General features: G+C 55.2%; 13 protein-coding genes. 11 read left to right on the forward strand and 2 right to left on the reverse strand.

The genetic code is table 11. The features are described from left to right. Nucleotides 1–92 precede the first annotated feature (92 nt). From ACO07N_RS17025 to ACO07N_RS17065, 9 genes are all read left to right on the forward strand, one after another. The gene (locus ACO07N_RS17025) at nucleotides 93–1658 is read left to right on the forward strand and encodes an arylsulfatase (RefSeq protein ID WP_421982162.1); all 1566 of its coding nucleotides are present in this window, start codon (nucleotides 93–95) and stop codon (nucleotides 1656–1658) included. 127 nt (nucleotides 1659–1785) lie between these two features. Further along, nucleotides 1786–1983, forward strand: a complete 198-nt coding sequence (locus ACO07N_RS17030; RefSeq protein ID WP_421982163.1) for a hypothetical protein — start codon at nucleotides 1786–1788, stop codon at nucleotides 1981–1983. Continuing rightward, a complete protein-coding gene (locus tag ACO07N_RS17035; protein ID WP_421982164.1) occupies nucleotides 1980–3431 on the forward strand; it encodes a DUF1254 domain-containing protein in 1452 nt (483 codons plus the stop codon). Before ACO07N_RS17030 ends, ACO07N_RS17035 begins: the two co-directional genes overlap by 4 nt. Before the next feature lie 131 nt (nucleotides 3432–3562). After that, entirely contained in the window at nucleotides 3563–5854 is a 2292-nt protein-coding gene (locus ACO07N_RS17040; RefSeq protein ID WP_421982165.1) for an arylsulfatase, read from the forward strand. Between the two features lie 124 nt (nucleotides 5855–5978). Continuing rightward, nucleotides 5979–6353 carry a DUF3302 domain-containing protein gene (locus ACO07N_RS17045; RefSeq protein ID WP_421982166.1) on the forward strand — a complete coding sequence of 125 codons (375 nt, stop codon included), beginning with the start codon at nucleotides 5979–5981 and terminating at the stop codon, nucleotides 6351–6353. Further along, the gene (locus ACO07N_RS17050; RefSeq protein WP_421982167.1) at nucleotides 6350–7303 is read left to right on the forward strand and encodes an HlyD family secretion protein; all 954 of its coding nucleotides are present in this window, start codon (nucleotides 6350–6352) and stop codon (nucleotides 7301–7303) included. Before ACO07N_RS17045 ends, ACO07N_RS17050 begins: the two co-directional genes overlap by 4 nt. 26 nt (nucleotides 7304–7329) lie before the next feature. After that, entirely contained in the window at nucleotides 7330–8187 is an 858-nt protein-coding gene (locus ACO07N_RS17055; protein ID WP_421982168.1) for a hypothetical protein, read from the forward strand. A gap of 162 nt (nucleotides 8188–8349) precedes the next feature. Continuing rightward, nucleotides 8350–8913 (forward strand): HdeD family acid-resistance protein, encoded by a 564-nt coding sequence (locus ACO07N_RS17060; RefSeq protein ID WP_421982169.1) that lies wholly within the window; start codon nucleotides 8350–8352, stop codon nucleotides 8911–8913. A gap of 78 nt (nucleotides 8914–8991) precedes the next feature. Next, nucleotides 8992–9438 carry a hypothetical protein gene (locus ACO07N_RS17065; protein ID WP_421982170.1) on the forward strand — a complete coding sequence of 149 codons (447 nt, stop codon included), beginning with the start codon at nucleotides 8992–8994 and terminating at the stop codon, nucleotides 9436–9438. Here the strand turns inward: ACO07N_RS17065 and ACO07N_RS17070 are convergent. Next, entirely contained in the window at nucleotides 9435–9926 is a 492-nt protein-coding gene (locus ACO07N_RS17070; RefSeq protein WP_421982171.1) for a phage holin family protein, read from the reverse strand. The genes ACO07N_RS17065 and ACO07N_RS17070 overlap by 4 nt on opposite strands. A gap of 9 nt (nucleotides 9927–9935) precedes the next feature. Further along, nucleotides 9936–10244 carry a hypothetical protein gene (locus ACO07N_RS17075; protein WP_421982172.1) on the reverse strand — a complete coding sequence of 103 codons (309 nt, stop codon included), beginning with the start codon at nucleotides 10242–10244 and terminating at the stop codon, nucleotides 9936–9938. 145 nt (nucleotides 10245–10389) lie between these two features. On the opposite strand from ACO07N_RS17075, the gene ACO07N_RS17080 reads away from it, so the two are divergent. Both ACO07N_RS17080 and ACO07N_RS17085 read left to right on the forward strand, forming a co-directional pair. Then, complete coding sequence (locus ACO07N_RS17080) at nucleotides 10390–11598, forward strand: AI-2E family transporter (protein WP_421982173.1); 1209 nt, start codon at nucleotides 10390–10392, stop codon at nucleotides 11596–11598. An 18-nt stretch (nucleotides 11599–11616) separates the two neighbouring features. Next, a complete protein-coding gene (locus tag ACO07N_RS17085) occupies nucleotides 11617–11805 on the forward strand; it encodes a hypothetical protein (RefSeq protein WP_421982174.1) in 189 nt (62 codons plus the stop codon). The last annotated feature ends 11 nt before the right edge of the window (nucleotides 11806–11816 follow it).

An 11816-nucleotide genomic window follows, 5' to 3' on the forward strand; every position in this document is an offset into this window, starting at 1 on the left:
TGACATTAGAACTTTCATAGGGGCGGCGGCGGAAGCCGCCGTTTGCCTCGAAAATCCAAGGCTTCCCTGAAGTCCATAATGGAGGAAACACGATGCGATTGAAGAAGCTTATTCTCGCCGGCGCGTTCTCGCTGCTGTCGGCGTCGGTTTCAGCTCAGACTGACAAACCGAACATACTGGTAATCTGGGGCGATGATATCGGTGTGCACAATGTAAGCGCCTACAACCACGGCATCATGGGCTATCAAACGCCGAATATCGACCGGCTGGCACAAGAAGGCGCGATGTTCACTGATGCCTATGCGCAGCAAAGCTGTACGGCGGGCCGCGCTGCTTTTGCCATGGGGCAGCACCCTTTCCGAACCGGAATGCTGACCATCGGCATGCCGGGTTCAGAGCACGGCATTCCCGATTGGACACCAACCATTGCCGACATGCTGAAGGATCATGGATACATGACCGCCCAGCATGGCAAGAACCACTTTGGTGACCGGGATCACCACCTGCCAACAAACCATGGCTTCGATCAGTTTTTCGGCAACCTTTATCACTTGAATGCCGAGGAGGAGCCGGAAGGTTACTACTATCCGAAGGACCCGGCATTCCGGGAACGGTTTGGTCCGCGTGGTGTCTTGAAGACGACTGCCGATGGCCAGATCGAAGATACCGGACCCATGACCAAAAAGCGCATGGAAACGGCCGATGAGGAATTCATGGCTGCGTCCCTGGAGTTCATCGAGCGCGCCCATGAACAGGGCAAACCGTTCTTTGTCTGGCACAATTCTACCCGGATGCACGTTTGGACCCACCTGAAGCCCGAAGCGGTGGGCCGCACGGGGATTGGTCTTTATCCCGACGGTATGGCCGAACATGATGATCAGATCGGTACGCTTCTCGACAAGCTTGACGAGCTCGGGATCGCCGACAACACCATCGTGGTCTACTCCACCGACAACGGTGCGGAGACAGTGACTTGGCCAGACGGCGGGACGACCCCCTTCCACGGTGAAAAGGGTACGACCTGGGAAGGTGGCTTCCGCGTTCCGCTGCTGGTGAAATGGCCGGGCGTTATCGAACCGGGCACCAAATACAACGACATCATTAGCCATGAAGACTGGATGCCGACCCTGGCAGCCGCTGTTGGCGAGCCGGAGCTCGGCGAAAAACTCAAGATGGGTCACACCATGAACGGCAAGGAGTGGCGGGTTCATCTCGATGGCCACAATTTCCTTCCCTATTTCAAGGGTGAAGCTGAAAAAGGTCCGCGCGACACGATTTTCTATTTTGACCAGCCGGGCAACTTGAACGCGGTTCGGGTCAACGACTGGAAAGCGCATTTCGCGGTTTTGCAAGGGGATATCACCACGGCCATTCGCTTCGAGCCGTCCTGGCCGCGTCTGGTGAACTTGCGCGCAGATCCCTACGAAAAGGCCGGCCTTGAATCCAAGATGTACCTGGAATGGTACGTGCCGAACATGTTCACCTTTGTGCCCGTTCAGGCCCGCATCAAGGAATTTATCGCCAGCATCCCTGAATACCCGTTCCAAAAGGGCTCCACGCTGTCGGCTGCGGGCATCAATTACAGCCTCTTTGAAAAGCAGGACGCGCTGCGCCGGTTGCAACAGCTGGAAACAATCATGCCGCCGAACCGGCAGTAGGATGAGTTCGCCAAGGCGGTTCCAGACCGCCTTGGCCAGACTTGAACAGATATCAGTGCTGGGATCAATGAAACGGACAGCGACTCTCGCATTCACATTACTTTTCGCATCGGCCGCAGTGCCCTCAATGGCGCAAGACATGGCCGAAGACCAGTGGGACAGGTCCGTCCTGCCGATCCCCATGACGGAATTCAAGGGCCGCATCGGCCTTCGGACTGCCGAATCTGAACTGGACTTTCCGCGCCAGGTGACAGCACCGGATGGCGCGCCGAACATTCTCCTAATCCTGCCGGACGATCAATCCAACAGATGGAGCAATCGATGAAGATGAACAGACGCCACCTTTTGACCTTTTCGGTGTCGAGCCTCGCCTTCCTGGCGGGGAGTCCCGCTTTTACCAAGACGCTTCTGTCCGACTGGACGGCGGGCGCATCCGGCGACGTGAATATGAACCCTGAGTATGCGGCCTCCATCGCGCGCATGGCCTATGTGTGGGCGTACCCGATGGTCAACATGATCAATCGTCGTGCCACCTTAACAGCTGTGCCCGAGCCCGGCCGGGCCTATGGTGTGTTGCCAGCGGCCCCGAAGAACCGCATCGGCATGCTGAGCGACTACATCGATCCGGGCCAGAACTGGATCGCCTGCCCGAACCAGGATGTCGTATACGGGTTGGGGTTCACGACGTTGAACGAGACGTCGGTCGTCATTCAAGTGCCGGATTTCGGCGATCGTTTTTGGGTTGTCGCAATCTACGACCAGCGCACCGACCAGCTAGGGCAGCTCGGTCGGCAATACAATACGGAACCGGGTCACTACATGCTCGTCGGACCAAACTGGGACGGCGTCAGGCCCGAGGGCATCACCGACGTGATCCAGAGCGACACAGAGTTGGCACTTGTCGTGCCGCGCATCTTCATGGACGACACGGATGAAGACCGGGTTGCCGTGCAGCCGCTTGTTGACCAGGTGATGATGTATCCGCTTGCCGAGTTTACCGGAGAGATGATGACCACGGATTGGTCCGAGGCCCCATCCTTCGGTGAAGCCACAACGGGTGGCGAGAACAACTGGGTGCCGCCGGAGAACTTCCTCGCGCAGCTTGGCGATGTACTGGAGATGGTACCGCCGTTTCCGGGCGAAGAGGCTAATTACAGCCAGTTTGAGGCCTTGCTTGATGTTGTCGAACGGGACGACACCGTCAGAGCCGCGGTTCAATCCGCGATCGACGAACTGAATACCGACATGGTGCCGGATTTCCTTCGTTGGGAACGCAACGGCAAGGATGTTGGCAACAACTGGCACCGCAACCAGAATAATGCCCAATGGGGTGTCGACTATTACAATCGGATCGCCAGCTCTCGGTCCAACAAGTTCGAGAACCGCCCTGTCGAGACCCAGTATTTCTACACGGACCACGACATCGACAGCACCCAACTGGACGGCAACAACACCTACGCCGTGACGTTCAAGGCTGGCGAGCTGCCGCCGGTCAGAGGGTTCTGGTCACTGACGCTCTACAACAAGCACCACTTCTTCTATCCCAATGATCTGGGTCGGTACTCGCTGGGCACCAAGAACACCACGCTGCAATATGGGGAAGATGGCTCGCTGACCCTTTATGTGGGCAACACGTCGCCAGGAGCAGACCTCGAGAGCAACTGGATCCCGGCTCCCGCCGAAGAGTTCTCGATCTACCTGCGCGCCTATTGGCCCGAGGCCGCGATCAACAATGAAAGATGGACGCCACCGGAGGTCAACAAAATCCAGTAGCGATTCTACGCAACCGAGGCGGTTTCAAGACAGCCTTGCCGAGACATGAACAGAATTCAATGGTGGAAAAGATGAAACGGACAGCGACTTTCGCATTCACATTACTCTTCGCATCGGCCGCAGTGCCCTCAATGGCGCAAGACATGGCCGAAGACCAGTGGGACAGGTCCGTCCTTCCGATCCCGATGACGGAATTCAAGGGCCACATCGGCCTTCGGACTGCCGAATCTGCGCTGGACTTCCCACGCCAGGTGACCGCGCCTGAAGGCGCGCCGAACATACTTCTGATCATGCCCGATGATGTGGGCTTCGGCGCGCCGACAGCCTTTGGCGGCCCGGTTCCGACGGAAGCCTATGACCGGTTGGCCGAGGACGGCCTCAAATTCACCCAAATGCACACCACCGCGCTCTGTTCACCAACGCGTGCCGCGTTGATTTCGGGGCGCAACCACCATTCCAATTCCACCGGTGTCATCATGGAAATCGGCACAGGTTTTCCAGGCTACAACTCCCTGATGCCGAAAGAAAACGGCACGATTGCGGAGATCCTGAAGGGCAACGGTTACAACACGGCCTGGTATGGCAAGAACCACAATGTGCCGGATTGGCAATCAAGTCAGGCTGGTCCGTTTGACCTCTGGCCGACAGGCCTTGGGTTCGAACAATTCTTCGGCTTCATCGGCGGCGACACCAGCCAATTCACACCTGCCATCTTTGACGGCACCAAGCCGATTGAACCACCCAACACCGAGGACTACCACCTCGATGAGGACATGGCCGATCGTGCCATCAATTATATCCGCGAACAGCATGCGCTGGCGCCGGAAAAACCCTTCTTCGTCTACTACGCCCCCGGCACCAGCCACGCGCCGCACCATGCGCCGCAGGAATGGATCGACAGGTTCAAGGGCCAGTTCGATATGGGCTGGGACGCGATGCGCGAACAGATCCACGCCAACATGCTGGAAAAGGGCATCATTCCAGAGGGTACCGCGTTGACGCCGCGCCCTGCCCAATTGCGCGCCTGGGATTCGCTCAATGATCAGCAGAAAGAACTCTATGCCCGGATGATGGAGGTTTATGCGGCAGCCCTTGCCCATATGGACCACCAGATCAACCGGATTATCGACGCGATCGAAGAAACCGGCGAGTTGGACAACACGCTGGTCATCTACCTGATGGGCGACAACGGTGCCTCGGCTGAAGGCAGCCCGGACGGTCTGCTCAACGAGATGACCTTCTTCAACAACATTGCGGTGCCATTCGAAGAAACCTATGCCCGGATGGACGAGCTCGGCGGGCCGAACACGTTTGGTCACTTTCCGTCCGCCTGGGCTCACGCTATGAATACTCCGTTCCAGTGGACCAAACAGGTTGCCAGCCACTTCGGTGGAACGCGCAACGGCATGATCATCCGCTGGCCTGCGGGCATAAAGGCGAAGGGCGAGGTGCGTGACCAGTTCCACCACGTGATTGACATCATGCCCACGATCTTAGAGGCGGTCGGCCTGCCAGCGCCAACCTCGATCAACGGTGTCGCGCAATCTCCTATCGAGGGCACCAGCATGATGTATGCCTTCGACAATGCAGACGCTGACTCTACCCGCCGCACCCAGTATTTTGAGATGATGGGCAACCGTGCCATCTACAGCGATGGTTGGGTCGCAACAACAACGCCACCCGAGGCACCATGGATCAGCGTGACCCAGAAAAGTGACGTGATCAATGACTGGGCGTGGGAACTCTACAATGTTGAAGAGGACTTCTCGCAATCCAGGAATCTCGCGGCTGAGAACCCTGAGAAGCTGAAAGAACTTCAACTGTTGTTTTATGGCGAAGCAGCGAAATACAACGTCCTGCCGATCGACAACGACAAGGTTACGCGGCTGGACGTGTCCCTCCGGCCAAGCCTGACAGAAGGCCGGTCGGAGTTCACCTATTACGACAACATGACCCGTATCCCGGAAGGCACCGCGCCGGACTTCAAGAACAAGTCGCACACTATCACTGCGCATGTGGAAATTGGTAGCGGCGAAACAGACGGGATGCTGGTGACGCAAGGTGGCCGCTTCGGCGGTTGGGCGCTTTACGTGCTGGGCGGCAAACCCGTCTACACCTACAATGTCGCCAACCTCGAGCGGTACAACATCGAAGGTGACACCCTGCCGCCGGGCAAGCACACCATCCGGTACGAGTTTGAATATGACGGCGGCGGTGCCGGCAAAGGCGGCAATGGCAAACTGTTTGTCAACGACGAACTCGTTGGCGAAGGCCGCGTTGAGCGCACAATGGGGTATCGCATTTCGCTCGACGAAACTTTCGACATCGGCTCAGACGCAGGCGAACCGGTCAGCGAGGACTACCATGTCCCGTTCGACTTCCCCGGCAAGCTGGAGAGGGTCGAGGTCAAGCTGGGTAGCTAAACGCCTGATTTAGGAAGCGCGGGCAAGACGAAAGCGAGCTTTTTCTTCTCGTTTTGCCCGCGAAGCTGAAGGGCGCTGTACTCACCCTGAAGCCTCAGGGAACCGAACCGGATTGAGGGCATCAATGAATTGGGACTACTTCACATTCGGGATCATGGGCGTGATCCTTTTGCTCATCGTGTTCCTGATTTTCTTCTTTGGCGACGCGCCCGGCAAGATCGCCCGGGAGCGCGGCCACCCTCAAGCGGATGCTATCAACGTCTGTGCATGGATTGGACTGGCAGCTGGCGGTGTTGGCTGGGTGGTGGCTCTGGTTTGGGCCTATACGCGGCCTGTGGGCATCACTGTTACGCCGAAACTGGAACCGGCCAATGCCGAGACCATGGGGGCTCAGGAACTCAAGGCTGAAATCACCAATTTGAAGGGACGGCTCGCGGAGCTTGAACACCACCTGGAAGCCCAAACGGGACAGAAAGCAAAACAGGGAGATGCCTCATGATTATGGCCATGATCGCAGCTTACCTTGTCTTGCTGCATCTTCTTTTCAACGTCTTCAAGGTGGTCAAGGCGTCCGGCCGCAACCAGATCATTGTCACCATTGCCGGATGTATCGGCATCTTCATGTTCTGGTACGTGGTCACCTACAACCAGCCGCAATCGAACCAGCTTCTGGTCTACCGGACCACGGTGCAGATGGTTCCGCGCGTTGCCGGACGGGTCATCGAGGTCAATGTTGAACGAAACACACCGATCAACAAAGGTGATGTGCTGTTCAAACTCGACCCCAGAGCCTACCAGTATAAGCTTGACCGTCTCAACGCAGAGCTGGAACTCGCAAAAATCCGCCTAAACCAGGCAACAATCCTTGCGGAACGCAATTCGGGGCCCTTGGTCGATGTTCAAAGGCGGGAAGCTGAAGTCAACAGCCTTGAAGCGCAGGTCGACAGTGCAGAGCTGGATCTCGCGGAAACGGTCGTCTACGCGCCGAGCAATGGCTATGTGACAGCGATGCTGCTTCAACCTGGTTTTGTCGCGACGCAATTCCGCCCGGCGCTGACATTCATCGATACCGACAATGTTTACGTGGGCGCTGCTTTCAAGCAGCAATCCCTGCAATTGGCCCAAGTTGGCGATCCAGCAGAAATCGCCCTGGATCGCTATCCAGGCAGAATTTTTTCCGGGACGGTTAGCCGGATAACGGAGGCCAGCGGCTCCGGGATTTTGGCAGCAAATTCACCTGTTCCAACATTCACGGAACAAGGGACACCTCATGCTCGTTTCTTTGTTCAGTTCAAGCTAGACAATGCCGACTTGGCGCAAAGCCTGCCGCCTGGAGCGTCAGGAGCCGCAGCAATCTATTCCTCGAAAGGCATTCAACAGACTTCGATGATCCGGCGTGTCGCCATCCGCTTTTACACGTTCTTCAACTACATCCTGCCAGACGGCTGAGCAGGACTTAACTGGGGGAATTTGGAATGGAAAAGATTGTCACAGTTGTTTTCGATACGGAAGAAGAAGCATTCAAAGGCGGTGAAGCTCTGAGAGATCTTCATTGGAACGGGGATATAACCGTTTATTCCGCCGGAATAATCGAGAAAGATGCCAACGGCCAGATCTCGTTAAAAAAAGAAGCCGACGAAGGACCGATAAACACCGCGCTTGGAATGCTTGTCGGTGCCATGATCGGCGTTCTGGCCGGACCAGCAGCCGTTGCGAGCGGCGCTGCTGTTGCAGGATCTGCGGCTGCCGCTTCCGCTGCAACAGGCGGCCTTGCACTTGGCTCCCTGACTGGCGGCACGCTCGGCATGATTGGTGATCTCTACAAGTCTGGAGTCGACCTGGACATCCTGGACGAATTCAGCGCAGCTCTCGAGCCCGGGAAATTCGCTCTGATTGCATCCGTTGAAGAATATTGGACTGCGCCAACTGATGTGAAGATGAAAGCTGCGGGCGGCCAAGTGTTCCGCCAATCTCGCATCGACGTAGTCGACGACATGTTCGTCCGTGACATGGAAGCTTTCGACCGGGACCTTGCACAACTCAACGAAGAGCTGAAACAAGCGCATGAAGAAAACAAGGCTGCGATCAAGAAGAGCATTGACGACGTGAAGGCACGAATGAAGGCCGCAAATGAGAAGGTCGACAAGCGCCTCCATGAATTGTCTGACGATTTCAAGGAACGCACAGACAAACTCGACGCGCAGATCCACAAGGCCGCAGACGACGCGAAAGAAAAAATCGAGAAACGCAAAGCCGAAATCAAGGCCGATTACGAGGAACGATCCGCAAAACTGAAAAAAGCAGGCGAAATTGCGAAAGATGCCCTGACTTGAAGGCTTGGCAAGTGAAGCGGGCAATGAGACCGAGGAGACACGATCGGCTGCGTAGATGACGTAACCCTTCCTAACGGGAATTTCAGAACAGCCAATGTGAAACTTGCCCGGGCGCGAATTCATGCCGTCCGGGGTTTCGCAGATTAGAAAATGGGGGCCAACATGGCAGAGACAGCTACAGAACTTGCAACCGACTTTAAGCAAGCGATCAAGGAAGGCAAATCCAACCTAATGTGGGTTGGGATCATGATGGCTGTTGTAGGTGCAATCGCCATTTTTTTCCCGTTCGCGGCGACGATTACCGCGAACTATATGGTTGGATTTCTGTTCCTATTCTCCGGAGCGCTCGGCGTTTGGCATTCTTTTTCCATCAAAGGGACGGGACCATTCTTTGGTGCTCTTTTGATGGGTTTGATTACCGTCGTTGCAGGCGTTTTTCTACTAGCCAACCCTTTGGAAGGCGTCCTGATCCTCACGTTGACTGTTGGGATCGTCTTCATTTTCGAAGGTGCTTACCAGATCTTCGCTGCGTTTGAACTTCGCCCTACCAGAGGCTGGGGCTGGATGCTGGTATCCGCAATCATCAGTATTGCTGCTGGTCTTCTGATCGTCAGCAAACTGCCAGGCACCTCCCTCTTTGTGCTTGGTTTGATCATGGGGATCAACTTCCTGTCCACCGGCATCTCGATGATCATGCTGTCAAAGGCTGTCGAAGACGCTGAGTAGTATTGCGAATGGGCGGATGCACAGACGACCGCATCCGCCCAGTTTTATAAAATCTCAGACTTAGGATTGGATGTTGTGATGCGGATCTGGAAGACAGTTGTGGTGGCGGCCGTGGGCGGCGCGTGGTCGTTGTTTGTTCATGGCGGAGCACCGGCATATGCTGATATGATGGCCGCCTGCAAATCCGAGATTTCGGCTCAATGCAATGGCGTTCGAAAAGGCCGCGGGCGGATCGCTGCTTGCCTTTATGCACATCCGAACAAACTGTCAGCGCCTTGCGCGGCAGAAGTTGAAAAGGTTTCAAACAGCCGCACAACCAAGGCTGTAATTCCAGCGGGCGTCCAAAAACTCAGTGGCTCACAATATGAGGGCGACCTGGTAAAAGCCTGTGGCAATGATGCTAGAAAACTCTGCCCTGGCGTGAGTGGTAATCAACGGAATCTTGCGTGTCTTTATAGCCGCTCGAACCAGATCAGTGGAAGTTGCAAGAAAACAGCAGACCGTGTCTTGAAACTGCTGCGCTAGCCTTTGCTTTTGGTCAGGGACTTAATCAGCAAGGTCAGGATCGGCGTGAGAAGCGAGTTCAGCGTGTTATCAAGCGGGTTCCGGCCAAATGAAACAAGACTGTTCTTGAGCGCCAGCAATTCATCGCGAACCGCTTCAACTTCGTCCTGGATGTCTTCAGCTTTGGCTTCAAGTTCCTGTAAGCCTGCATCGCGAACATCACGCGCCAACTCCAGCTCAGGTCCGGTTGTCAGGCGAGAGGCCCAAAGGAGCAACAAAATGGCCACCAGGAAATCAGCAATTGCGACACCTAATGCTGCGTATATCGGGCCCCAGACATCTTCCAGGGCAAAGAAACCCGCGACATTGAGCATGGCGAGACCGAATACGAAAATCAGCCCGGCAAATGCCGTTGCCCCGATCCGCTTGGTCGCAACATTCAACTTAGCCTCGATTATAAGAAGTTCAGCCCGCCAGATAATCCGCAGTGTGCGCACGATACTTTCCATCAATCTCTCCTACCGCCGCAACACGGCACCAACAATGATGCCGAGCGCGAACGCACCCAGAACCATGGTGACCGGATGGTCTTTAATTTCTTGCTCAGCATCATCGGCGAATTCTGACAACTTCTCTGCCAGAACATTGAGGTCTTCTGGAAAATCCGGGGTCTCCTCAGTGGTGACATCCTCTTGCGGGGCAGCCTCTTGTGCGGTTTGTTTTTCTATAGTCTTCCGCTTTCTCGCCCGCGTTGATTTGGCGGTCTTCGGCTCGGCTTCGGACGCGAGTTGCGAGATTTCCGCTTTTAAGTCCCGGGATGTCACCATGGGAGAAGTCCTTTGCAGATATTCAAGAAACCGTAGCGTAAAAGATCCTGCATTTGAAGCCGCCTTGAGTTAGTTGAGGTCAAAAGGCGGAATGATTCCGATAACTTGCTGTAAACTCGCCACTTAATTCAAACAGGGTGATACAATGACGACCACTTCGCATGGCGAGACCGGCTCCCAGGTTACAAAACGACGCTTTCAGATGTCTCTGATCGGGCTCGCCGCATTCGCCATTGCGGCCGCGTTTTTAGGGTTGATCTGGGACTATTTGATCGCGCTTTTCATGGCCGCAGTCATCAGCATACTCGCAGCTCCACTATTTCAGCGGATCAACACTCTTGTTGGTGAGCGCAAAAATCTCGCGGTTGCCCTGACACTTCTAAGTCTTGGTGTCGGTGTCCTCATCCCGCTGATCATAATTATCGTCTTAAGCGCACATCAGGCTGCCAGTGTCGCCTCCAATCTGACAGACTGGACCAAAACTGTAGATCTAGAGATCCTTCAGAACTCACTCCCTGCATGGATCCCGTTCAAGGTGGATTTTGCAGAGATTGGGGCTTTGGTCGCCACCAAGATTACAGAAGCAGCCGGACAGATTGCTGATTTCTTTGTTTCGGTCCTTTCCCAGGCCACCAAGGGAACGGTTAGCTTTTTTCTGAACATGTTCATCATGGTATATGCGATGGTGTTCTTCCTGCCCCAAAACCCCAACGTCTTCCGGCAGTTTTTATCGCATTCCGCTTTGCCAAATACTGTGCAGCAACAGCTGTCCGACCGTGTCGTATCAATCAGCAGAGCCACGATAAAAGGGACCTTTCTGATCGGAGTTGCACAGGGATTCCTCGGCGGGTTCGGATTCTGGATGGCCGGGCTAAACGGAGCTGCCTTCTGGGGTTGCGTTATGGCCGTCTTATCGATCATCCCGGGTATCGGACCGGGTCTGGTCATCTTTCCCGGTGTTATTTATCTCGCAATAAACGGAGATTTTGTAGCGGCTGTGGGCCTGACTGTCTGGACCGTACTTGTTGTCACGACAGTCGACAACTTCTTGCGGCCGGTGTTGGTCGGCCGGGACACCAAAATGCCGGATCTGCTCGTCTTGATCAGCACATTTGGAGGCCTTGCGGCCTTCGGGGCGGTCGGCCTCATACTCGGACCGGTAATTGCCGGATTGTTTCTGACAATTTGGGCCGTATTGGAAGAGTTTTTGCGCAGCGATGGTCTCGCCGATGATCCTGCAACAGAAACAGATGAAACGGTGCCTGGCGATAAAACAAACGATGCAGTTTCGGAGGAAATCCAGGAGTTACGGAGGGAACTTGACGCCCTTAGACAAGATAGACAGGGTCATTAAATTCAGCGGACGTCCCAAATGAAACTCAAAGACGTTTTCATAACGCTCATCATGTTGTTGGCGCTCGCGGGCATGGGTGTCTTTCTTTTCAATATCCCAATCGGGATGGACACGAGAACCTTTGGCGCATGGACTTTCAGCGCCATTCTCTTGTTCGGCATTATCAACATTTTGATGGTCATCATCGACAGCATCAAGCGGAAGTGACACGATCCAAT

Origin of the sequence: Roseibium sp. (assembly GCF_965229775.1) — a bacterium.
Taxonomy (GTDB): Bacteria; Pseudomonadota; Alphaproteobacteria; order Rhizobiales; family Stappiaceae; genus Roseibium.